The sequence below is a fragment of the Bradyrhizobium sp. Pha-3 genome, from assembly GCF_042258325.1.
Classification (GTDB): Bacteria; Pseudomonadota; Alphaproteobacteria; order Rhizobiales; family Xanthobacteraceae; genus Bradyrhizobium; species Bradyrhizobium elkanii.
Genome location: NZ_CP170151.1, coordinates 6,952,899 through 6,975,758, shown reverse-complemented (window position 1 = coordinate 6,975,758; position 22,860 = coordinate 6,952,899). Strand labels below are relative to the sequence as shown.

The following is a 22,860-nucleotide window of genomic DNA, read 5'->3' as shown; positions in this document are numbered from 1 at the left end:
CTTGCCGGGGCCGACGATCGCGCTGTGAGAGGGCCTGTGCGTTGTGGATCCAGCTCAGTGCCGCATGGCCGTCTCGACGAACTCCAGCACGGAGCGCGGGACCTCTTCGTATTCGACGAAACGGCGCCGAAGCTCGTCGGCAATGTCGGTCGTGACGTCGCGCGACCATCCCTCGTTGGTATTGAAGGCCACGATGCGGACCGGACGGCTGTACTGGTCATCCAGCAACCGCCGGATCAACGTTTTCCGGTCAGTGCCTTCCTCATCGGTTTCGCTCCAGGCACGACCCAGTCGGCCAAAATCGTTCAGCACCAGATAGATGTCGTGGTCGATTGAATGCGGCACGATAGATGGCGAGCGAGGCATACATGGTCTCCACGGTGCACATTATCGTGTTCCGATCGCCCTGCGCATTGGAAATTTTGAGGTAAATCCGGTGGATAGCGCGATCGCGCGCCGTCAGACGAAGGATGCAGTGGCTCCCTTGGAGCAAAGCGTCCCGTCGCTGGTTATCTCTCATCACCGACATGGGCCCTGTTGCGGACGTCGGTGGTTGAGCGACCGATGGGGCTCCCACCCGCTCGAGGAGCGGAGCGATGTTAAGAAGGCTTCGTTTTAGGAATACAACGCTGGAAGAAGTGCTGGCAGTCGATACGCAGCGGCCGCGGAAGAGGCTGCGGATGCGTGACCAGCCCCCGAGAGAGAGCCGATCGGCAAGGCTTGCCAAGCCGGGGCGGCCGGTCAGTCAACGGACCGACTGATCCTGCGGGATAGCGCGCCGCGCGGGGCGAGCCGACGCTGCCGAGCCTCACTTGGTGAGCCCGGCTTGAGTGCGCCCGACTTGCGCAGCGGCCCCTGAACTGGTTCGCCGATTGCGGCGACCAACCCGTCATGGCACTCGACACCGTCAATTTTCGCAAGATCGCCGCGCTCGTCGCGGCGGCCGGCACCTTGTTCTGGCTCTACACCTTCTACGCCATCGCCCATGTGCCGCCGGGCGACGGCACCGGCTTCCAGTGGCTGGCGGTGTTCCCGCTCGGCATGGTGTTCGGCCTGTTCTTCCTGCCGGCCTGGCTGCTCGTCGCCATCGGCCGATTGCCGAGATTCACCGCGGCGCTTGGGGTCTGTGGCCTGATCGCGTTCGCGGTGCTGTGGGCACAGCTGCTGCAGGAGTTTCCGAGGGCCGTCCTCTAGCGAGCCAGGCGATCCTCATCCGCCGGCAAGCCTGGCATGACATTGCTTCAAGGCTGATATAAGCAGCGTTGGGCGCAAGTCGCGGCTTCCCGTCGTCACCGCTGGTCCCGGCCATCGATGTCGGGCGGAACAGCAGGCGTGGATGCCCTAACGATTGGTATGTCTTCGGAGACGCGGATGAAAGTGATTGGCCTCGCGGGCTGGAGCGGTGCCGGCAAGACCACCCTGCTGTCGCGGGTGATCCCCTGCCTGCTGGGCCGCGGCCTGCGCGTCTCCGTGATCAAGCACGCCCACCATGAATTCGATGTCGACGTGCCCGGCAAGGACTCCTGGGTGCACCGGCAGTCCGGTGCGACCGAGGTGCTGGTATCCTCGACGCGGCGCTGGGCGCTGATGCACGAGCTGCGCGGCGCCGATGAGCCGCGGCTGCCGGAGCTGCTCGCCAAGATGGCGCACGTCGATCTGGTCGTGGTCGAGGGCTTCAAGCGCGAGCCGGTCAACAAGATCGAGGTGTACCGCGCCGCCAACGGCAAGCCGCTGCTGTTTCCCGACGACCCGCGCGTGGTCGGGATCGCCAGCGACGTCGCCGTTGCAACCACGCTGCCGGTCGCGCATCTCGACGACATCGAAGACGTTGCCGAATTGATGCTGCGCGCCGCGATCCCCGTCGACGACGTGCTCGCGCAGGCTCCGGCCGAAGGCTGAAGCGGATGAGGAGGCGGCGTTGACGATGCAGGACGGCTTCGCCATGGTCGAACCATGACAACGACGAAGCTCGATCTCACCGGCCTGAAATGCCCGCTGCCGGCGCTGAAGACGCGCAAGGCCCTCAGGAGCGTGACGGCGGGAGATTTCCTCGAGGTGCATTGCACCGATCCGCTTTCGGTGATCGATATCCCGGCCCTGATCCAGGAGACCGGTGACAGGGTCGAGATCACCGAACGCAGCGACGCCCGGATCGTCTTCTTGATCGAGAAGATCAATGGAGCGATAGGCAATTCGAATGCTGCGTTGCCGCGTACCAGCTAGATGCAGCTTGATATCTACCTTTTGCCTATCGACACCTATTTCGCCTTCTGCGCGAATTGATAATCTCCGCCGGGTCGCGGAGATAGAGTCGAGTTGTGCCTGAACGGAGGCACGTGCACGGACAAATGCCGGCCTGCATCCAGATCAGAGGCTGCACGGCTTCGGCAATATCCGGCCGCATTGGGGGTTAGCATTTCGGGAATGCGCGTGGTTGGTCCCGGCGCATTGAGGGAATGTGCGGCGCAGCCGGCTGACGGCGGCCGCAAGGGGCTGAGACGGGATCGAAGATGCAGATGCGCCTGTCGTAATGGCGGCTGCAGGGGAGGTGTCAATGACCACAGTGAGCAGCGCCGGACGCGTATCCGCGTCAGGTGCAGGTTTCCTCGACAAGGAACATACAATCGCGACCGCCGGCTTCAACCGCTGGCTGGTGCCGCCGGCCGCGCTCTGCATCCATCTGTGCATCGGCATGGCCTACGGCTTCTCGGTGTTCTGGCTGCCGCTGTCGCGCGCGATCGGCCTGACCGCGCCGAAGGCGTGCCCCGACATCTCGCTGGTGCAGGAGCTGTTCACCACCACCTGCGACTGGAAGGTCGCGAGCCTCGGGTGGATGTACACGCTGTTCTTCGTGCTGCTCGGCGTCTCCGCCGCGATCTGGGGCGGCTGGCTTGAGAAGGTCGGCCCGCGCAAGGCCGGCTTCGTCGCGGCGCTGTGCTGGGCCGGCGGTCTCGTGATCGGCGCGCTCGGCGTTTACACGCACCAGCTCTGGCTGATGTGGCTCGGCTCCGGCGTGATCGGCGGTGTCGGCCTCGGCCTCGGCTACATCTCGCCGGTGTCGACGCTGGTGAAATGGTTCCCCGACCGGCGCGGCATGGCGACCGGCATGGCGATCATGGGCTTCGGCGGCGGCGCGATGATCGGCGCCCCGCTCGCCGACAAGCTGATGAACTACTTCAAGACCCCGACCTCGGTCGGCGTCTGGGAGACCTTCCTCGCCATGGGCGCGATCTACTTCGTGTTCATGATGATCGGCGCGTTCCGCTATCGCATTCCGCCGGCCGGCTGGCAGCCCGAGGGCTGGACGCCGCCGACGAAGGCCAACGCGATGATCTCGACCAAGAACGTCCATCTCGACAACGCGCACAAGACGCCGCAATTCTGGCTGATCTGGTGGGTGCTCTGCCTGAACGTGTCGGCGGGCATCGGCGTGATCGGCATGGCCTCGCCGATGCTGCAGGAGATCTTCGCGGGCAAGCTGATCGGCCTGCCCAATGTCGGCTTCAACCAGCTCGATGCCGGACAGAAGGCGCAGATCGCGGCGATCGCGGCCGGTTTTGCCGGATTGCTGTCGCTGTTCAACATCGGCGGCCGCTTCTTCTGGGCGTCGCTGTCGGACAAGATCGGCCGCAAGAACACCTACTACACGTTCTTCATCCTCGGCATCGCGCTCTATGCGCTGGCGCCGACCTTCGCCGCGATGGGATCGAAGCTGTTGTTCGTGCTCGGCTTCGGCATCATCCTGTCGATGTATGGCGGCGGCTTCGCCACCGTGCCGGCCTATCTCGCCGACATGTTCGGCACCCAGTTCGTCGGCGCCATCCACGGCCGTCTGCTGACGGCGTGGTCGACCGCCGGCATCATCGGTCCTGTCGTGGTGAACTACATCCGTGAGTTCCAGCTGGCCGCCGGCGTGCCGCGCGACCAGCTCTACAACACCACGATGTACATCCTGTGCGCCATGCTGATCGCGGGCCTGATCTGCAACTACCTGATCAAGCCGGTCGATTCGAAATGGCACATGAGCGACGCCGAGGTCGCCAAGCTGCAGGATGCGAGCGCCAGCGCCGCGGCGGCCGGGCCGCACGGTTCCTACGGGATCGGGTTCGGCGGGCTCGACGTCAAGGCGGCGCTGTTCTGGCTGTTCGTCGGCATTCCGCTGGCGTGGGGCGTCTACATGACGCTGCTCAGCGCGGTCAAAATCCTCTGATCGCAGACCGGGCCGCGCGCGGGACATCTGGCATCCCGCGCGCGGCCCGAAGCGTTTTCGAGCGAAGTGGATGCCGGTTCGCGTGAAGAAAACGCGTCAGACAAGAAGCGCTACGCCGTTCAATTCAACAGATAATCAAGGGACATTTCAGTCATGTTTCGTACCGCAAGCTGTCTTGTGGCCGCCTTGCTTCTCGCCGGCTCGCTGCACACCGCATCAGCCCAGACCACCGAGGCCAAGCCGTCGAAGGTCAAGCTCACCATGCAGAAGCTGAAGGACATGAAGGCGAAGTGGAAGGCCAACAAGCCAAAGCTGAAGGCCTGCCGCGCCGAGGTGAAGTCGAAGGGCCTGACCGGCGACGACCGCTGGTTCTACATCGAAGAATGCATGGGCAAGAGCTGAGCGACACCGCTCCGGTATCTGCAACGCAGGAGGGCGTGACAGCGATCGCTGTCACGCCCTCTTGTTGCGTTTGAGATGCGATCACTCCGCGGCGGCGGGCGTCGTCTTGGCGGCCTCCAGCGCTGCTGCGATCGCCTCGTCGACCCGTTCGAGCCAGATGAACTCCAGCTTGGCGCGGGCGCCGGCGGGGATGTCGTCGAAGTCGCGCTTGTTGCGCGCCGGCAGCATCACGCGGGTCAGGCCGGCGGCCGCGGCGGCGACCACCTTCTCCTTGATGCCGCCGACCGGCAGCACGAGGCCGCGCAGCGAGATCTCGCCGGTCATCGCGGTGTCGCTGCGCACCGTGCGGTCGGTCAGCAGCGAGGTGAGGGCGGTGAACATCGCAACGCCCGCGCTCGGGCCGTCCTTCGGCGTTGCGCCGGCCGGAACGTGGACGTGGATGTCGCTCTTCTCGAACACGCCGGGATCGATGCCGAGCTGGGACGCCCGGCTCTTCACCAGGGTCAGCGCGGCCTGCACGCTCTCGCGCATCACCTCGCCGAGCTGGCCGGTGAGGATCAGCGCGCCGCGGCCCGGGGTGCGTGACGCCTCGATGAACAGGATGTCGCCGCCGACCGGGGTCCAGGCGAGCCCGGTGGCAACGCCGGGAATGCTGGTGCGCATCGCGATCTCGTTCTCGAACCTCGGCTGGCCGAGCAGCGATACGATGTCCTTCGGCGCGATCGTGACGTGGCTGGTGCTGCCTTCGGCGATCTGCACCGCGACGTTGCGCAGCACCTTGCCGATCTCGCGCTCCAGGTTGCGCACGCCGGCCTCGCGGGTGTAGCTGCGGATGATCAGCCGCAGCGCATCCGGATCGATCTCGACCTGCTCGGCCTTGATCCCGTTGGCCTCGAGCTGGCGCCGCACCAGATAGCGCTTGGCGATCTCGAGCTTCTCGTCCTCGGTGTAGCCGGCAAGGCTGATCAGCTCCATGCGGTCGAGCAGCGGCCCGGGCACGCCGTCGAGCATGTTGGCGGTGGCGATGAAGACGACGCGCGAGAGGTCGAACGGCACGCCGAGATAATTGTCGCGGAACGTGCTGTTCTGTTCGGGGTCGAGCACTTCGAGCATCGCGGCCGACGGATCGCCCTGGATGCCGCGGCCCATCTTGTCGATCTCGTCCAGCATCATGACGCAATTGCGCGCGCCGGCCTTCTTGATCGCCTGGATGATGTTGCCGGGCAGCGCGCCGATATAGGTGCGGCGATGGCCGCGAATTTCGGCCTCGTCATGCACGCCGCCAAGCGAGACACGAACGAACGGCCGCGACATCGCGCGCGCGATCGATTGGCCGAGCGAGGTCTTGCCGACGCCGGGCGGGCCGAGGAAGCACAGGATCGGCGCCTTGCCGCCGGGCGCGAGCTTGCGCACCGCGAGATATTCGATGATGCGGCTCTTGATCTTCTCGAGGCCATAATGGTCCTGGTCGAGGATCTTGCGCGCCTCCGCGATGTCGATCGGCTTCTCCTCCGGAAGGCTCCAGGGCAGGTCGATCAGCCAGTCGAGATAGCTGCGCACCATGCCGGACTCGGCCGCGGCCTCCGGCATCCGCTCGTAGCGCCGCAATTCCTTCTGCGCCTGGCTTTCGGCCTCCGGCGGCATCTTGGCATCTGCGATCGCCTTGGTCAGCTCGGCGACTTCTGCAGCCTTGCCGTCGCCTTCACCGAGCTGGCGCTGGATCGTCGCCATCTGCTCGCGCAGGATCGCCTCGCGCTGCCGCTCGTCGAACACGGCCTTGGTCTTCTGCCCGATCTCCTGGCTCAGCCTCAGCACCTCGATGCGCTCGGCGAGGTGACGCGACACCTTGTCCATCCGCGCCACGAGATCGATGGTTTCCAGGATGTCCTGCTTCTCCGACGGCTTGATGTCCATGTAGGACGTCGCAAGGTCGGCGAGGGTCGCCGGCGAGGTGGTGCCCTGCAGCGCGGCGATCAGCTCCTGCGGCACTTGCGGCAGCAATTGCGCGGCCTCCAGCGCCTGGCGCTGCAGATTGAGGAAGCGCGCCTCGATCTCGGGCGAGGTGGTGGTCGGCTCCGGGATCTGCAGCACGCGGGCCGCGAGGAACGGCGTGCCGGGCAGATAGTCGAGCACGCGCATGCGCTGCACGCCCTGGCAGACCAGGTGGTGGGTGTCGTCGGCGCCGGTGATGTAGCGCACGATGTTGGCTGTTGTGCCGACGCGGTAAAGCCCGTCGGGACCGGGATTGTTGGTCTCGGGATCGCGCTGCAGCAGGATGCCGATCGGCCGCTGCTCGCGCACCGCCTGCTGGGCCGCGGCGATCGACGTCGCGCGCGCGATCGTGATCGGAATGATGACATCCGGAAACAGCACGGTGTTGCGCACCGGGACGATGATCAGCGCGTCGCTCGGGATCGGCGTCGAAGTCGATGCTGGGCTTGAAACGTCTGAGGCAGCCATGTCGAAATCCTTTAGCTCGACTTTCCGAGCCGCAGGCCGACACAGCCATGCGCGGCAAAGCGGCTGATGGTGTAGCGGCCGGTCGGCAGCGCGATGCGGCGCTCGAACCGGCCCTGCGGCAGTTCGAGGCGCAGGATGCGGGCGTTGCGGAGTTCAGGGGGCAGGGTGCGGCGGCCGGAGATCACCAGCGTGCCGCCGTCGAGCGCGGCCTCGACCTCGTCGGGATCGACCCCCGGCAGCGCGACCAGGATCAGGATTTCATCCTCGGTCTCGATCACGTCGGTCGGCGGTTCCCAACTCGGCTCGGTGCTTCCCGCGCGCGGGTGCAAATTGAGGAAGCTCTGGTGCAACCGTTCGGCGCGGGCGAGCGCCTCGATCGCATCCGACAGCATCCAGTTGATCTGATCCTTGGGCCGCATGAGCACTCTCCAGGTCGCATTGGGAGGCGAGGTTACCGGTCTTGCCGCCGACCGTAAACCGGCCCCTCGCGCGGCTGATCGGGGGTAAAATTGTCCGAAATGTCGCGATTTGCGGCATGACCGCGATGCACGGACCGCGACCGGACGCTTATGCCGCGGCTATGTGACAGGGCTGCGGCTGCTCTCGAATTCCTACGGCCTTCCCCGCATCTTTTGCCGTGATGCGGTGCGCTCGCGCGCGCCGCCAAACGGGAAGGTGGCACATGACCTTGCTCCATTACCACGATGCCCGGCCGCACGGCGCCATGCCCTTGATGCTGCGGCGGCCGTCAGGCGGATCGGCCTCGTCTTCAGGACTGTTCACCGCGCGATCGCCGCCGCCAAGATTCATCGGCTGCGCAATGAGCTGCTGCTGCATCGCGGCCACGAGGATTGGGCGCGGACCCATCTCAATGTCGGCATGCTCGGCGGCGACGCCGAGAGATATCCACGGGCGCCGGTCGTGCTCGGCGAGAAGTGGGACTACTGAGATGCGCGCAGTTTCGTTCATCGCTGCCCTGCCGCGCCGCGCCGCAGAAGGGCTGCTCGCATTCCTCGCCTGGATCGGCGAGGAGCCGATCAGCGGCTACCGGCCCGAGGCGCATTACATGCGCGGTCCGGGACCTGCGTGGCGGGCCAAGCATCGCGGGCGTTAGAACGAGATGACTTTACTCGGAATCGGCGACCGGACTCCGCTTCACCTCGCCCCGCGTGCGGGGAGAGGTCGGAACGCATCGTTAGATGCGTTCCGGGTGAGGGGGAGCTGCCGCAAACGCAGCTATCACCGTGTGAGCGGAGACGGCCCCTCACCCCAACCCTCTCCCCGCAAGAGCGGGGAGAGGGAGCGCGGTGCCGTCGTAGTCGCTACACGGTCCAATCTCATCGCGCCTTAGCAAACCAGTTCACGTCGCTTCACGTCGCGGCGCCAGATGATCGAGCAGGTTCATCGGGAGCGGGAAGACCACGGTCGAGGAGCGCTCGCCGGCAATGTCGTGCAGCGCCGCGAAGTAGCGCAGCTGCATCGCCTGCGGCTCCTGGGCGAGGATCCGGCCGGCCTCGACCAGCTTCTCGGCGGCCTGCTGCTCGCCCATCGCGTTGATCACCTTGGCGCGCCGCAGCCGTTCCGCCTCGGCCTGCTTGGCGATCGCCCGCACCATCGTTTCGTTGAGATCGATATCCTTGATCTCGACCCCGGTGACCTTGATGCCCCAGACGTCGGTCTGCCTGTCGAGGGTCTCCTGGATGTCGGCATTCAGCTTGTCGCGCTCCGCCAGCATCTCGTCGAGCTCGTGCTTGCCGAGCACCGAGCGCAGCGTGGTCTGCGCAAGCTGGCTGGTCGCAGCCATGTAGTCGCTGACCTTGATGATGGCGCGCTCGGGATCGACGATGCGGAAGTAGAGCACGGCGTTGACCTTGACCGAGACGTTGTCGCGGGAAATCACGTCCTGCGGCGGCACCACCTGGACCACCACCCTGAGATCGACCTTCACCAGCTGCTGCACCACCGGAATCAGGATGATGAGCCCCGGGCCCTTCACCCCGGTGAAACGGCCGAGCGTGAAGATGACGCCGCGCTCGTATTCGCGCAGCACGCGCACGGCCTGGGTCAGGAATACGATGATCAGCAGCGCGATCGCCGCATAGGTGAAATAATCAAGCATCATGCTGTACCTCCTTCGCCGGGGGAGGCCGGCGCACGCCGTACCACCAGCGTCAAATCGATGATGTTGGCGACCTCGACCGTGTCTCCCGCCGTGAACGTCTCGTTGCTGCGCGCTTGCCAGCGTTCGCCGTTGGTGAAGACGTGACCCGTGGTCTCCGACCAGTCGAGCACCTCGGCCGATAGCCCGCGCATGGCTTGCGCTCCGATCCGCGCCGGGCCCTTGCGCGCGCGGCGGAGCGCGCCGAGCACGACGAGAATGAGCCCCGTGAACATCGCGGCGACGATGCCGATGACCGGCCATGACAGCCGGTATCCGGGCGCCTCGATCCGAAACAGCATGGCTGCTCCAAGCACGAAGGCGACTATTCCTCCGAGGCCGATCACGACGGTCGGGTTGAAGGCTTCGATTGCGAGCAGCGCGATCCCGACCAGCATCAGGGCGAAGCCGGCGTAGTTGATCGGCAGCATGTTGAGCGCGTAGAGACCGAGCAGCAGGCAGATCGTCCCGACAACCCCGGGCGCCACGGCACCGGGCGACATGAACTCGAAGATCAGGCCGTAGATGCCCACCATCAGGAGAATGAATGCGATGTTGGGGTCGGTGATGACCGCGAGCGCGCGCGCGATCCAGGTGGGATCGATGGCCTCGATCGCGGCGTCCCTGGTCGCCAGGCGTTGCGTCTTGCCGCCGGGGAGCTCGATGGTCCGGCCATCGACCTGCCTGAGCAGGTCGGCCGGATCGCGCGCGGTGAGATCAATGACGTTGGCCTGCAGCGCGGCGTTGGCGGAGAGGGTGGCGGCATCGCGCACCGCCTTCTCGGCCCAGTCGGCATTGCGGCCACGCAATTCGGCGAGGCTGCGGATGAAGGCAACGGCATCATTCGTCACCTTCGCCGTCATGGCATCCTTGGTTTCGGACGGATGGCCGCCGTCCTTCTGGTCCTTGCCGCCCTTGTCCGGTGTGCTGCCTGGCAGCCCCGGTATCGGGCCGCCAATCTGCACCGGCGTCGCGGCGCCGATGTTGGTGCCGGGTGCCATGGCCGCGAGATGGGTCGCATAGAGGATATAGGTCCCGGCGCTCGCGGCATGGGCGCCGGATGGCGCAACGTAGCCGACCACGGGAACGGGCGATGCCAACACGTCGGCAATGATCTCACGCATGCTGGTGCTGAGACCGCCCGGCGTATTCAAACGCAGGATGACAATTTCGGCGCGTCGCTCGACGGCCTTGGCCAGGCCGTCCTTGACGTAGCTGGCCGCTGCCGGCCCGATTGCCCCGTCGATTGAAATGGTCAGGGCAAGATGGCTGTTGTCCGCGGCCGGACCGGGACGGATGGAGATAACCAGAGCGACCAGGACGGTCGCAATAACGAGGGCCGCCTTGAAGGTGGTGTGCACGGCAAGCACTCCCTTGCCGTGGATATGGGGCGTCGTTTCGGAACCTCAAGTTGGCGTCGTGTCACGGGCACCGTGTGCTGATCGCATTGTGCATTGCGATGGCTTATGTCGGGTCGGCAAATCTCAATGCGCGGCTGCAAGGTACTCGTCGGCAAGCTCAGCCATCGCCTGCGAGACCTCGGCCTTTGCCGACCCGTTCAATTGCACGATCGGCAGCCGCGTCGTCGGCTGCATGAATCCCAACAGCGCCAGCGCGAACTTCAATGCGGCGGGATGCTCGCGCTCCAGGAGAGCCGCAAGCGGCACCAGCCGCTGGTGCAACTCCCGCGCCTGATACAACCGTCCCTCGCGGAAATGCCTGTGAACGGCCACATACAGATCGGGCGCGACGTTCGTCACGGCCGAGATGCAGCCATCGCCGCCGGCGGCGAGCCAGGCCAGCGAGGAGGCGTCGTCGCCGGTCAGTATCCGGAATGTCGCCGGCAGGCGTGAGCGCAGGCGCGCCAGCCGGGCAACGTCACCGCTGCCGTCGCGCAATCCCACGAAGCGCGGCGATGCGGCGAGCTCGAGCAGCGTCTCGTCGGCAAGGCCCTTCACCGTGCGCGACGGAATGTCGTGCAGGATGACGGGCAGTGTGGTGGCCGCGGCGACGGCGCGGAAATGCGCCGCCGTGCCCCGTGGCATCGGTTTGTTGTAATAGGGCACGACCGACATGACCGCGTCGGCACCGGCGGCTTCCGCGGACCGGGTGAATGTGACGGCGCGATCCGTCGCGTTCGATCCGGCGCCGGCGATGATGCGAACCCGCTTGCGCGCGACGCTTGCGGCGATGCGCACGAGCTGCGCGCGTTCCGCGGGCTCAAGCGTCGCGCTTTCACCGGCGGTCTCGCCGACCACCAGCGCGGTGGCGCCGGCCGCGATCTGGCGCTCGCACAGCCGGCCGAACGCGTCCGCGTCGATTTCGCCCCGATGGTTGAAGGGAGTCGGAAGATCGGGGATGAAGCCCGACAGCCATCCGGCCGTGTCGGCTTTCGCAGCCGTTTGCCAGGTCATGGGCGGCTCACGCCACACGGCTTGCGGGGAGGCTCGCGGTCTCGCCGCGCATATCGAGCTCGATCTCACGCGACAGCTCGACGATCATTTCGGGATGCCGGCCGTTCTCGAACAGCGCGTATTTGACGGCCTGGGCGCGGTTGACGAACAGGCCGCCATAGAGGCCGTTCTGTTGCTGGGCGACCCACTGGCCGCGATGGTTGCGGCCGATGAAGACGATGGTGGACGCGGCGCTACACGAGGGAGGTTCGACGAGTTTCACGGTTGTAGTCCTTCTTTCGTTCTGACGCGTTTTCCGAACGCGGACCGGTATCCGGTTCGCTCGAAAACGCTTCAGTCACAGTTACGCGATCAATGTCTGATTTGCCGGATATGAAATCGAGCGCGAAGGACGGCCGACTTCATAGGAGCGGCATAGGATTTTCCGGGATGGATTCAGAGGCGCTGGACGATGCCGGTCCCGAGCGCACACAGCGCGACATAGGCGGTCATCTCGTCCCAGTGGTTGAGGTTTGCGGCAAACGGCATTTCGCGCCTGGCGATCCCGGCAAAGGCGCAGATCACGGCCGACATCCACAACAGCGTGACGAGGCCCTTGCTGAAGCCGGCGCCGGCGAACACGGCAAAGCCGATCATGATGGCAAGCCGGAAGCCGAACCGGACCATGACCTGGGCCGACTGCAGCTCCCGCGGCAGTTGTTTGGTGTCCACGGCCGCGACGCCTTCAGCCGATATTGTCGACGAACAGCGGCTCGTACAGCGCGGGCGTATCGCGACGGACGGTCGGCACGCTGGTTCGGCTATCGGGTGTGGAGATCCGTTGCGCCTCCACGAAGGCGCTGAGGATCGCGAGTGCAAGATCGGTGTGGTGGGTCTCGATCGACTGGTCGAGCCAGTCGGGCAGCTCGCGTTCGCGCGACAACGCGCAGTGCCACTCGCCCTCGTCATAGACCAGACGGCGGATTTGCCATTGCGGCAGTTCCAGATCGAGCAGCGCGATCGCGGCGTCGGTCCAGGCGCCCGACTGGATCAGGCGCTCGACGCGGTGGGTCTTGCCGCTCTGTCCGACCGAGGGAAAGCGCCGGCAGGTCTGGCTGATGATGTCGGCCATGAATTCGGCTGTCACCGCATAGGCATCGCGCAGCCGTTCGCCGAGATCGATGGAGGTGTTTTGGGAAAGCACTGACATGGCGTCATCTCGTCTTGCGCGGCCCAGGGTATTGGCCGCAAGCCAAAAATGGCCGGACCGCCATTTGAAAACGAGATGAGGCGGGGGACGGAGATATAGGGATTCCATAAAGGCCAAGCTGTCGTCCCGGCGAAAGCCAGGACCGATTACCACCGAATCTGCTTGTGAGATCAGGTTGGGGCCCCAGCCATCGCAAAACTCGGACCTGTGGTTATAGGTCCTGGCTTTCGCCAGGACGACTGCGGAGAGCGCCTGCCGCCTTTATAGGATTCCTATAACGTCCTTATTCGCCACCTCTCGAAAACCTATGCCCCGGATGGCACCTCACGGCCATCCGGCGCGGAGCGTTTATACGGTCGCCCCGCGCCCTCTCGGATGCATAGGAGTCTTTCATGATGGACATTCTCATGGCGGCGCTTGCGGTCGGCTTCTTCGCGGCCGGCATCGGTTACGCCTACGCCTGCGAACGGCTGTAATGGAGGCGGCGATGATCTTCGATGATTCGCTCGCCGGCCTCGTCTCGCTCGGCCTGCTGTTCTACCTCACTTACGCATTGCTGCGGCCCGAACGCTTCTAGGCGGCCTGCGATGCTCACGCTTTGCACAATTCTGTTAGCCGACGCGATGCTGACCGGGCTGTTGCTCGGCTTGTTCGCGTCGATGCTGCGCTTCGCTCCCATTCGAAAGGTTTGACGCAATGACCGTCATCGGCTGGATTCAAATTATTCTGTTTTGCGCGATCGTTGCCGCGCTGGTCAAACCGCTCGGCTGGTACATGACCCGCGTGTTCAATGGCGAGCGCACCTTCCTGTCGCCCGTGCTGCGCCCGGTCGAGCGCGGCATCTACTTGGTCGGCGGCGTCGACGAGCGGCGCGAGCAGCACTGGCTGACCTATACGGTCTCCATGCTGCTGTTCCACGTCGGCGGCTTCGCCATCATCTACGGGTTGATGCGGCTGCAGGCAGTGCTGCCGTTCAACCCGGCCGGCCAGTCCGCGGTTGCCGAGGATCTCTCCTTCAACACCGCGATCTCCTTCATCACCAACACCAACTGGCAGAATTACGGCGGCGAGAGCACGCTGTCCTATCTGGTCCAGATGGTCGGCCTGACCCACCAGAACTTCCTGTCGGCGGCGACCGGCATCGCGCTGGCGATGGCGCTGATCCGCGGCTTTACCCGCTCGTCGATGCGCACCGTCGGCAATTTCTGGGTCGACGTCACGCGCTGCACGCTCTACGTGCTGCTGCCGATCTGCGTCGTCTACGCGCTGTTCCTGGTCTGGCAGGGCATGCCGCAGACGCTTGGCGCCTATGTCGACGCCATCACGCTGGAGGGTGGCAAGCAGACCATCGCGCTCGGTCCGGTGGCCTCGCAGGTCGCGATCAAGATGCTCGGCACCAATGGCGGCGGCTTCTTCAACGCCAACGCCGCGCATCCGTTCGAGAACCCGACCGCGCTGTCGAACCTCGTGCAGATGGTCTCGATCTTCGCGCTCGGCGCTGCCATGACCAACGTGTTCGGCCGCATGGTCGGCAACGAGCGCCAGGGCTGGGCGATCTTCGCCGTGATGGGCATCCTGTTCGTCGCCGGCGTCACCGTCACCTACTGGGCGGAAGCCAATGGCACCACCGCGTTGCACGCGCTCGGCCTTTCCGGCGGCAACATGGAGGGCAAGGAGGTCCGCTTCGGCATCGTCGCGTCGTCGCTGTTCGCCGTCGTCACCACCGCGGCCTCCTGCGGCGCGGTCAATGCCATGCATGACAGCTTCACCGCGCTCGGCGGCATGATCCCGCTGATCAACATGCAGCTCGGCGAGGTCATCATCGGCGGCGTCGGCGCCGGCTTCTACGGCATGCTGCTGTTCGTCGTGCTGGCGATCTTCGTCGCCGGCCTGATGGTCGGCCGTACCCCGGAATATGTCGGCAAGAAGATCGAGGCGCGCGAGGTCAAGATGGCGATGCTCGCGATCCTGGTGCTGCCGCTGATGTATCTCGGCTGGACCGCGGTCAGCGTGGTGCTGCCGTCGGCGGTGGCCTCGATGGCGAACTCCGGCCCGCACGGCTTCACCGAGGTGCTGTACGCGTTCACCTCGGCGACCGGCAACAACGGCTCGGCCTTCGCGGGCCTCACCGGCAACACCCTGTTCTACAATCTGACGCTCGCCTCCGCGATGTTCGTCGGCCGCTTCTTCATGATCGTACCGGCGATGGCGATCGCGGGTTCGCTGGTCGAGAAAAAGTCGATCCCGGCCTCGGCGGGCACTTTCCCGACCACCGGCGGCCTGTTCGTCGGCCTCGTCATCGGCGTGATCCTGATTATCGGCGGTCTCACATTCTTCCCGGCGCTGGCGCTCGGGCCGATCGTCGAGCACCTCGCGATGAACGCCAACACCCTGTTCTGATCGAATTGTCCGGAGTGACAACCATGGAAACCACAAGACTGCAAAAGCAGGTGACGGCGTCGACCATGTTCGACCCGAAGATCCTGGTGCCGGCGATCCGCTCGGCCTTCGTCAAGCTCGATCCCCGCCTGATGGCGAAGAACCCCGTGATGTTCGTGGTCGAGGTCGTGGCCGCGTTGACCACGGTGATCTTCGTCCGCGACCTCGTCACCGGCAGCGCCAATCTCGGCTTCACCTTCCAGATCATCCTCTGGCTCTGGTTCACGGTGCTGTTCGCCAATTTCGCCGAGGCCGTCGCCGAGGGCCGCGGCAAGGCGCAGGCGGAATCGCTGAAGAAGACCCGCACCGAGAGCCAGGCCAAGCTGCTCACCGGTACCGACCGGACCTATCGCATGGTGCCCGGCACTTCGCTGAAGGTCGGCGACATCGTGCTGGTCGAGGCCGGCGACAACATCCCGTCCGACGGCGAGGTGATCGAAGGCGTGGCCTCGGTCAATGAAGCCGCGATCACGGGTGAATCCGCGCCTGTGATCCGCGAGTCCGGCGGCGATCGTTCCGCGGTCACCGGCGGCACCCAGGTGCTGTCGGACTGGATCCGCGTCCGCATCACCGCAGCCCAGGGCTCGACCTTCATCGACCGCATGATCAAGCTGGTGGAGGGCGCCGAGCGGCAGAAGACGCCGAACGAGATCGCGCTCAACATCCTGCTGGCGGGCCTCACCATCATCTTCGTGTTCGCCACGGTGACGATCCCGAGCTATGCGGCCTATGCCGGCGGCTCGATCTCGGTCGTGGTGCTGGTGGCGCTGTTCGTGACGCTGATCCCGACCACGATCGGCGCGCTATTGTCGGCGATCGGCATCGCCGGCATGGACCGCCTGGTGCGCTTCAACGTGCTGGCGATGTCCGGCCGCGCGGTGGAGGCTGCCGGCGACGTCGATACGCTGCTGCTGGACAAGACCGGCACCATCACGCTCGGCAACCGCCAGGCGACCGCATTTCGTCCGATCCGCGGCGTCTCCGAGCAGGATCTCGCCGACGCGGCTCAGCTTGCTTCGCTGGCCGACGAGACGCCGGAAGGCCGTTCGATCGTGGTGCTGGCCAAGGAGAAATACGGCATCCGCGGCCGCGACATGCATGAGCTGGCCGCGACCTTCGTGCCGTTCACCGCGCAGACCCGCATGAGCGGCATCGATGCAGGCTCCTCGTCGGTCCGCAAGGGCGCAGTCGACGCCATCCTCGCCTATGTCGACGGCGGCTCGCCCCGCACCGTCGCCTCGGGCAACACCGTCCGCGCGGTCGCGGCGACGATGAGCGCCGAAGCCCGTGAGATCCAGTCGATCGCCGACGAGATCGCCAAGGCCGGCGGCACGCCGCTGGCCGTCGCCAAGGACGGCAAGCTGCTCGGCGTCGTGCATCTCAAGGACATCGTCAAGGGCGGCATCCGCGAGCGCTTTGCCGAACTGCGCCGGATGGGCATCCGCACCGTGATGATCACCGGCGACAACCCGATGACCGCGGCCGCGATCGCGGCTGAGGCCGGCGTCGACGACTTCCTGGCGCAGGCGACCCCCGAGGACAAGCTCAAGCTGATCCGCGACGAGCAGTCCAAGGGCAAGCTGGTGGCGATGTGCGGCGACGGCACCAACGATGCGCCGGCGCTGGCGCAGGCCGATGTCGGCGTCGCCATGAACACCGGCACGCAGGCCGCCCGCGAGGCCGGCAACATGGTCGACCTCGATTCCAACCCGACCAAGCTGATCGAGGTGGTCGAGATCGGTAAGCAGCTGCTGATGACTCGCGGCGCGCTGACCACGTTCTCGATCGCCAACGACGTCGCGAAGTACTTTGCGATCATCCCGGCGATGTTCCTCGCGTTTTATCCGCAGCTCCAGGTGCTGAACGTGATGCACCTGGCGAGCCCGCAGAGCGCGTTCCTGTCGGCGATCATCTTCAACGCGCTGATCATCATCGCGCTGATCCCGCTGGCGCTGAAGGGCGTCAAGTATCGCGCGGTCGGTGCCGGCGCGCTGCTCGGCCGCAACCTGATGATCTACGGCTTGGGGGGCATCATCATCCCGTTCATCGGCATCAAGGCGATCGACCTCGTCGTCGCCGCTTTGGGTCTGGCTTAAGGAGCTGCAATCATGCTGAAAGAAATCCGCCCCGCCGTCCTCGTGCTGGTCCTGCTGACCGCGATCACGGGCCTTGCCTATCCGCTCGCCATCACCGGGATTGCCGGCGTCATCTTTCCGCGGCAGGCGCAAGGCAGCCTGATCGAGCAGGACGGCAAGGTGATCGGCTCCGCCCTGATCGGGCAGGAGTTCAAGGAGGACAAATATTTCCACGGCCGGCCGTCGGCGACGGTCGCGCCCGACCCGAACGACTCCACGAAGACCGTGTCGGCGCCCTACAACGCGGCCAACTCCGGCGGCTCCAACCTCGGTCCGACCAGCAAGGCGCTGAACGACCGGGTCAAGGAGGATGTCGAGAAGCTGAAGGCGGAGAACCCGTCCGCCCGCGTCCCGGTCGATCTTGTGACCACGTCGGGCAGCGGGCTCGATCCGGATATCTCGCCGGACGCTGCGCTGTTCCAGGTGCCGCGGGTCGCCAAGGCGCGCAGCATGTCCGAGGACGCGGTGCGCGAGCTGGTGACGCAGAACACGAAGGGCCGCTTCGCCGGCGTGATCGGCGAGCCCCGCGTTAACGTTCTTGCGCTCAACCTGGCGCTCGACGCGGCAAACGCAAAATAGGGGAGTAGGCTGTCTCTCGCAGGATGACTATATTGCGGTATGGCCAATCAGCGCGACCCTGACAAACGACCCTCGCCGGATGCGCTGCTGGAGGCGGCACGCCGGGAGACCGATCGATCGGGACGGCTGAAGATCTTCATCGGCGCCGCCCCCGGCGTCGGCAAGACCTACGAGATGCTCTCGAGCGCTCACGCCCGCCTCAAGGCGGGCGTCGACGTCGTGGTCGGCGTCGTCGAAACCCACGGCCGGATCGAGACCGAGGCGTTGCTCAGGGGTCTCGAAGTGCTGCCGCGGAAGCGGCTGGCCTACCGCGACCAGACGCTCGAGGAGATGGACCTCGACGCATTGATCGCGCGGCGGCCGCAGCTGGCGCTGGTCGACGAGCTCGCCCATACCAACGCGCCGGGCAGCCGGCATCCCAAGCGCTACCTCGACGTCGAGGAACTGCTGTCGCACGGCATCGACGTCTACACCGCGATCAACATCCAGCACATCGAGAGCCTCAACGACGTCGTCGCGCAGATCACCCATGTGCGGGTGCGCGAGACGGTGCCCGACTCGGTGGTCGATCGCGCCGATGCGATCGAGCTGATCGACCTGACGCCCGACGATCTGATCCAGCGGCTGAAGGAGGGCAAGGTCTATGTGCCGAGACAAGCCGAGCGGGCGCTGGAACACTATTTCTCGCCCGGCAATCTCACCGCGCTGCGCGAGCTGGCGCTGCGGCGCACCGCCGAGCGGGTCGACGAGCAGCTGCTCAACCACATGCAGGCCAATGCGATCCAGGGGCCCTGGGCGGCCGGCGAGCGCATCCTGGTGTGCCTGAGCGAGGACCCGCGCGCGGCCGGCCTCGTGCGCTATACCAAGCGCCTCGCCGACCGGCTGCACGCGCAATGGACCGCGGTTAGCATCGAGACGCGGCGCAGCCTGCAGCTGAGCGACGAGCAGCGCGACCGGCTGGCCGACAGCATGCGGCTCGCGGAATCGCTCGGCGGCGAGGCGTTGACGCTTCCCGGCGTCGGCCGCCGCATCGCCGACGACGTCATCAATTTCGCCCAGGCCAACAACGTCACCCAGATCATCATCGGCAAGTCGACGCGCTCGCGCTGGTTCGAGCTGACGCATGGATCCGTAGTACACGATCTGGTGCGCCGTGCCGGCAATATCAGCGTCAACGTGATCGCCGGCGACGAGCTGCCGGTCGGCAAGGCGGCGGTGCAGACCGCACAGCGGCAGGAGCCGTTCAATCCGCGGCCCTATCTGATGGCGCTGCTGCTGGCGGCACTCGGGCTCGGCGCGGCCAAGCTGATCCAGCCGTTTTTCGGCATCGAGAATGTCGACCTCGTCTTCCTCACCGCCGTGGTCGGCGCCGCGGCGCGCTACGGCCTCGGGCCGTCGCTGCTGGCGAGCGTCGCGGCCTCGCTGTGCTACAACTTCTTCTTCCTGCCGCCGGTCTATACCTTCACCATCACCGACCCGACCAATGTCGCGGCGTTCTTCTTCTTCATGCTGATCGCGCTCCTGGTCTCCAACGTCGCGGCGCGGGTGCGCACGCAGGCTGACACCGCGATCAGCCGCGTCCGCACCACCGAATCGCTCTACGCCTTCAGCCGCAAGCTCGCCGGCACCGCGACACTGGACGACGTGCTGTGGGCGACCGCCTATCAGATCGCGCTGATGCTCAAGGTGCGCGTGGTGCTGCTGCTGCCGGAGGATGGGATGCTGACCGTCAAGAGCGGCTATCCGCCGGAGGATCAGCTCGATCAGGCCGATCTCGCCGCCGCCAACTGGGCCTGGGGCAACGATCGCCCGGCCGGCCGCGGCTCGGATACGCTGCCGGGCGGCAAGCGGCTGTTCCTGCCGATGCGCACCGGCCGTGGTCCGATCGGGGTGATCGGTATCGATGACGACCGCACCGGGCCCCTGCTGACGCCGGACCAGCGCCGGCTGCTCGACGCGCTGGTCGATCAGGGCGCGCTGGCGATCGAGCGCGTGCTGCTGGTCGAGGACATGGACCGCGTCAAGCGCACGGTGGAATCCGACCGGCTGCGCGGCGCGCTCCTGACCTCGATCTCGCACGATCTCAAGACCCCGCTGGCCTCGGTGCTCGGCTCGGCCTCGGCGCTGCGCGATCTCGGCGTCAATCTGAGCGATGCCCAGAAGCACGATCTGCTCGCCACCGTGATCGACGAGTCCGAGCGGCTGAATCGGTTTATCGCCAATCTGCTCGACATGACCAAGCTGGAATCCGGTGCGATCGTGCCGAACACGGCGCGGCATGATGTCGGCGAGATCGTCGGCAGCGCGCTGCGCCGGGCGAGCAAGATCCTGGTCCATCACCGGGTGTCGCTGGAGCTCGCGGCCGACCTGCCGATGCTGGAGCTCGACGCCGTGCTGTTCGAGCAGGTGCTGTTCAACCTGCTCGACAACGCCGCCAAATACGCCCCATCGGACACCACGATCTCGATCCGCGGCGCCCGCGACCGCGACACCATCGCGCTGCAGATCCTCGACGAAGGCAACGGGATTCCCGCGGCCGAGCTCGAAAGCGTGTTCGACAAATTCTATCGCGCCGAGAAGGGCGACCATGTCCGCCCCGGCACCGGCCTCGGACTTGCGATCTCGCGCGGCTTCGTCGAGGCGATGCGCGGCACGATCGCGGCGGCCAACCGCGCCGACCGCAGCGGCGCCGTCATCACCATCCGCCTGCCGATTCCCGCCGACACCAACGCGCTGGACACTGCTGCATGAACGCGACGCCGATCAAGGTCCTGGTCATCGACGACGAGCCGCCGATCCGCAAGCTGCTGCGGATGGGGCTGAGCACGCAGGGCTATGACATCCTCGAGGCATCCAACGGCAAGCTGGCGCTGGAGATGCTGGCCGAGCAACCGGCGCTCATCATCCTCGACCTCGGATTGCCCGACATCCAGGGCCACGATCTCTTGCGCATGATCCGCGGCCGCAACGAGAGCGTGCCGATTGTGGTGCTGTCGAGCCGCGGCGACGAGGCCGGCAAGGTGCAGGCGCTCGACCTCGGCGCCGACGACTATCTGACAAAACCGTTCGGCATGGACGAATTGCTGGCGCGGCTGCGCGCGGCGCTGCGGCACCAGCTGCAGGTGCAGGGCGAGCGGCCGGTGTTTCGCTCCGGCGATCTTTCGGTCGATCTGGTGCGCCGGATCGTCAAGGTCGGCGACAGGGAGATCAAGCTGTCGCCGAAGGAATATGACCTGTTGCGCGTGCTGGTGCAGCATGCCGGCAAGGTGCTGACCCACCGCTTCCTCTTGAAGGAATTGTGGGACGAACTGACCGACGCGCAATATCTGCGGGTCTATGTGCGCCAGCTTCGCCAGAAGATCGAGGCCGACCCGGAGCGTCCGCAATTCGTGCTGACCGAGACCGGCATCGGCTATCGGCTGCGCGCGGCGGACTAGGCACAAGCGTCGACGGCTCACAACCCGCGATCTGGAACCTTTGCTTGCGGCGAGGATTACTTTCCCTCACCGGGAGAGAACCCATGGCCAGGAAATATTCGCGGAAGGCATCGCGTGATGTCGAGCGCGCGATGAAGAAGCGCAAGACCGGCACGCTGCGCAGCGGCCGCTCCAAGAAGAAGGTGAAGAGCCGCAAGCAGGCGATCGCGATCGGGCTGTCCGAGGCCCGCGCCAAGGGGCGGAAGGTGCCGAAGAAGTCGTCCAAGAAGAAGACGGCGAAGAAGCGCAAGACTGCCAACAAGACGGCCAAGAAGCGGAAGAGCTCGAAGAAGAAGTAGGGCTAGACTGCCTGCTTCGTCACGGCCGGGCTTGACCCGACCATCCACGTCGTTCTGACCAAGTCGATGGATGCCCGGGTCAAGCCCGGGCATGACGCGTAAAATCCGACTTACCCCGCCTTGCGTCGCCGCGCGCTTGACCGGTGCGCCTTCTTGGCGGCGCGGCGATGCGCGGTCGGGCGGCGCGCGGTGGAGCGCGAGCGCCTTGCGCCGCTCTTGCCGCCCTTGAGGCTCTGCTGCAGCGCGTCCATCAGGCTCACGACGTTGCTTGGCTTCTCCTCGCGCTCGGCGGTCTTGATCGGCTTGCCGGCCGCCTTGCGGCGGACCAGAGCCTTCAGCGCGGTCTCATACTCGTCCTTGAATTTCGACGGATCGAAATGCGCAGCCTTGCTGTCGAGGATATGGCCGGCGAGCTCGATCATGTCCTTCGTGACCTTCGGGCTCTTGATGTCGTCGAAGTAATCGTCGGCGTCGCGCAGCTCGTAGGGGTAGCGCAAGGTGGTGCCGAGCATGCCCTTGTCGAGCGGCTCGATCGCGATCACATGCTCGCGGTTGGTCAGCACGATCCGCGCCAGCGCGACGCGGTCCTGATCCTTCATGGCGTCGCGGATCACCGCGAACGCATCGACGCCGGCCTTGCCGTCGGGCCTGATATAGTAGGGGTGGTCGAGATAGCGCTTGTCGATCTCGCCCTCGGGCACGAAGCTGTCGATGTCGATGGTATGGTTGCTCTCGATCTGGACCGCTTCGAGCTCGTCCTTCTCGATCTCGACATATTTGCCCTTGCTGACCTCGTAGCCGCGGCCCTTCTGATCGCCCTCGACAACGTCGCCGGTCTCGGTATCGACCATCTGCTGCTTCAGCCGGTTGCCGGTCTCCCGGTTGATCATATGGAAGCGGGTCTTCTCGACCGCGGTCGAGGCCGGGTAGAGCGCCACCGGGCATGACACCAGCGAGAGCTTGAGCGTGCCTTTCCAGTAGGCGCGGGGAGCGGCCATGATCGCCTCCAAACAGCTTGAGTTTGGAACTTGAACGGATACCGTGGGTTTTGGTTCCTGATGGCCGCACGGAGGCGGCGGCTGTCGTTTGCGCCGAGGGT

The 22,860-nt window shown here is 65.7% G+C and carries 24 protein-coding genes; 14 read left to right on the top strand and 10 right to left on the bottom strand.

Annotated features, from left to right (window positions below):
* Window positions 1–54: 54 nt before the first annotated feature.
* A complete protein-coding gene (locus tag ACE10X_RS33335) occupies window positions 55–366 on the bottom strand; it encodes a hypothetical protein (RefSeq protein ID WP_028342466.1) in 312 nt (103 codons plus the stop codon).
* Window positions 367–891: 525 nt separating this feature from the next.
* Here ACE10X_RS33335 and ACE10X_RS33330 point away from each other — a divergent pair.
* From ACE10X_RS33330 to ACE10X_RS33310, 5 genes are all read left to right on the top strand, one after another.
* A complete protein-coding gene (locus ACE10X_RS33330; RefSeq protein ID WP_244435704.1) occupies window positions 892–1,194 on the top strand; it encodes a hypothetical protein in 303 nt (100 codons plus the stop codon).
* 177 nt (window positions 1,195–1,371) lie between these two features.
* Entirely contained in the window at window positions 1,372–1,899 is a 528-nt protein-coding gene (mobB, locus tag ACE10X_RS33325; RefSeq protein ID WP_375763408.1) for a molybdopterin-guanine dinucleotide biosynthesis protein B, read from the top strand.
* 54 nt (window positions 1,900–1,953) lie between these two features.
* Window positions 1,954–2,223 (top strand): sulfurtransferase TusA family protein, encoded by a 270-nt coding sequence (locus ACE10X_RS33320; protein WP_038382930.1) that lies wholly within the window; start codon window positions 1,954–1,956, stop codon window positions 2,221–2,223.
* A 331-nt stretch (window positions 2,224–2,554) separates the two neighbouring features.
* The gene (locus tag ACE10X_RS33315; RefSeq protein ID WP_038382942.1) at window positions 2,555–4,210 is read left to right on the top strand and encodes an OFA family MFS transporter; all 1,656 of its coding nucleotides are present in this window, start codon (window positions 2,555–2,557) and stop codon (window positions 4,208–4,210) included.
* A gap of 153 nt (window positions 4,211–4,363) precedes the next feature.
* On the top strand, window positions 4,364–4,612 hold the full coding sequence (locus tag ACE10X_RS33310) for a hypothetical protein (protein ID WP_028342462.1): 249 nt from the start codon (window positions 4,364–4,366) through the stop codon (window positions 4,610–4,612).
* 81 nt (window positions 4,613–4,693) lie between these two features.
* Here the strand turns inward: ACE10X_RS33310 and lon are convergent, their stop codons facing one another.
* Window positions 4,694–7,072 (bottom strand): endopeptidase La, encoded by a 2,379-nt coding sequence (gene lon, locus ACE10X_RS33305; protein ID WP_038382931.1) that lies wholly within the window; start codon window positions 7,070–7,072, stop codon window positions 4,694–4,696.
* A gap of 11 nt (window positions 7,073–7,083) precedes the next feature.
* Window positions 7,084–7,491 (bottom strand): Hsp20/alpha crystallin family protein, encoded by a 408-nt coding sequence (locus ACE10X_RS33300; protein WP_028332710.1) that lies wholly within the window; start codon window positions 7,489–7,491, stop codon window positions 7,084–7,086.
* 256 nt (window positions 7,492–7,747) lie between these two features.
* On the opposite strand from ACE10X_RS33300, the gene ACE10X_RS33295 reads away from it, so the two are divergent.
* Together ACE10X_RS33295 and ACE10X_RS33290 are read left to right on the top strand one after the other, a co-directional pair.
* The gene (locus ACE10X_RS33295) at window positions 7,748–8,020 is read left to right on the top strand and encodes a hypothetical protein (RefSeq protein ID WP_375763407.1); all 273 of its coding nucleotides are present in this window, start codon (window positions 7,748–7,750) and stop codon (window positions 8,018–8,020) included.
* 1 nt (window position 8,021) lies between these two features.
* Complete coding sequence (locus tag ACE10X_RS33290) at window positions 8,022–8,186, top strand: hypothetical protein (protein ID WP_157345484.1); 165 nt, start codon at window positions 8,022–8,024, stop codon at window positions 8,184–8,186.
* Between the two features lie 246 nt (window positions 8,187–8,432).
* Here the strand turns inward: ACE10X_RS33290 and ACE10X_RS33285 are convergent, their stop codons facing one another.
* From ACE10X_RS33285 to ACE10X_RS33260, 6 genes are all read right to left on the bottom strand, one after another.
* Window positions 8,433–9,194 (bottom strand): slipin family protein, encoded by a 762-nt coding sequence (locus ACE10X_RS33285; RefSeq protein WP_028332707.1) that lies wholly within the window; start codon window positions 9,192–9,194, stop codon window positions 8,433–8,435.
* Complete coding sequence (locus ACE10X_RS33280) at window positions 9,191–10,600, bottom strand: nodulation protein NfeD (RefSeq protein ID WP_038382933.1); 1,410 nt, start codon at window positions 10,598–10,600, stop codon at window positions 9,191–9,193. The genes ACE10X_RS33285 and ACE10X_RS33280 overlap by 4 nt, the downstream gene beginning before the upstream one ends.
* 114 nt (window positions 10,601–10,714) lie before the next feature.
* Complete coding sequence (dapA, locus tag ACE10X_RS33275) at window positions 10,715–11,644, bottom strand: 4-hydroxy-tetrahydrodipicolinate synthase (protein ID WP_038382934.1); 930 nt, start codon at window positions 11,642–11,644, stop codon at window positions 10,715–10,717.
* 7 nt (window positions 11,645–11,651) lie between these two features.
* The gene (locus tag ACE10X_RS33270) at window positions 11,652–11,906 is read right to left on the bottom strand and encodes a hypothetical protein (protein ID WP_038382935.1); all 255 of its coding nucleotides are present in this window, start codon (window positions 11,904–11,906) and stop codon (window positions 11,652–11,654) included.
* Window positions 11,907–12,079: 173 nt separating this feature from the next.
* A complete protein-coding gene (locus ACE10X_RS33265) occupies window positions 12,080–12,355 on the bottom strand; it encodes a hypothetical protein (protein ID WP_375763406.1) in 276 nt (91 codons plus the stop codon).
* Between the two features lie 13 nt (window positions 12,356–12,368).
* Entirely contained in the window at window positions 12,369–12,833 is a 465-nt protein-coding gene (locus ACE10X_RS33260; RefSeq protein ID WP_038382936.1) for a hypothetical protein, read from the bottom strand.
* 487 nt (window positions 12,834–13,320) lie between these two features.
* Here ACE10X_RS33260 and ACE10X_RS33255 point away from each other — a divergent pair, with 487 nt between their 5' ends.
* From ACE10X_RS33255 to ACE10X_RS33225, 7 genes are all read left to right on the top strand, one after another.
* Window positions 13,321–13,410 carry a K(+)-transporting ATPase subunit F gene (locus ACE10X_RS33255; protein ID WP_063709650.1) on the top strand — a complete coding sequence of 30 codons (90 nt, stop codon included), beginning with the start codon at window positions 13,321–13,323 and terminating at the stop codon, window positions 13,408–13,410.
* Between the two features lie 119 nt (window positions 13,411–13,529).
* Window positions 13,530–15,233, top strand: a complete 1,704-nt coding sequence (gene kdpA, locus ACE10X_RS33250; RefSeq protein WP_375763405.1) for a potassium-transporting ATPase subunit KdpA — start codon at window positions 13,530–13,532, stop codon at window positions 15,231–15,233.
* A gap of 23 nt (window positions 15,234–15,256) precedes the next feature.
* Window positions 15,257–17,368, top strand: a complete 2,112-nt coding sequence (kdpB, locus tag ACE10X_RS33245) for a potassium-transporting ATPase subunit KdpB (protein WP_038382939.1) — start codon at window positions 15,257–15,259, stop codon at window positions 17,366–17,368.
* Between the two features lie 12 nt (window positions 17,369–17,380).
* Window positions 17,381–17,986: a K(+)-transporting ATPase subunit C gene (locus tag ACE10X_RS33240; protein WP_375763404.1), complete on the top strand. Its 606-nt coding sequence runs from the start codon at window positions 17,381–17,383 to the stop codon at window positions 17,984–17,986.
* A 39-nt stretch (window positions 17,987–18,025) separates the two neighbouring features.
* Window positions 18,026–20,737 carry a sensor histidine kinase KdpD gene (locus tag ACE10X_RS33235; RefSeq protein ID WP_304557582.1) on the top strand — a complete coding sequence of 904 codons (2,712 nt, stop codon included), beginning with the start codon at window positions 18,026–18,028 and terminating at the stop codon, window positions 20,735–20,737.
* Window positions 20,734–21,423 (top strand): response regulator, encoded by a 690-nt coding sequence (locus ACE10X_RS33230; RefSeq protein WP_038382946.1) that lies wholly within the window; start codon window positions 20,734–20,736, stop codon window positions 21,421–21,423. The genes ACE10X_RS33235 and ACE10X_RS33230 overlap by 4 nt, the downstream gene beginning before the upstream one ends.
* Before the next feature lie 83 nt (window positions 21,424–21,506).
* Window positions 21,507–21,761, top strand: coding sequence for a DUF6496 domain-containing protein (locus tag ACE10X_RS33225; protein WP_038382947.1), 255 nt, complete (start codon window positions 21,507–21,509; stop codon window positions 21,759–21,761).
* Between the two features lie 110 nt (window positions 21,762–21,871).
* Here the strand turns inward: ACE10X_RS33225 and ACE10X_RS33220 are convergent, their stop codons facing one another.
* Window positions 21,872–22,759 carry a Ku protein gene (locus ACE10X_RS33220; RefSeq protein ID WP_038382963.1) on the bottom strand — a complete coding sequence of 296 codons (888 nt, stop codon included), beginning with the start codon at window positions 22,757–22,759 and terminating at the stop codon, window positions 21,872–21,874.
* Between the last annotated feature and the right edge of the window lie 101 nt (window positions 22,760–22,860).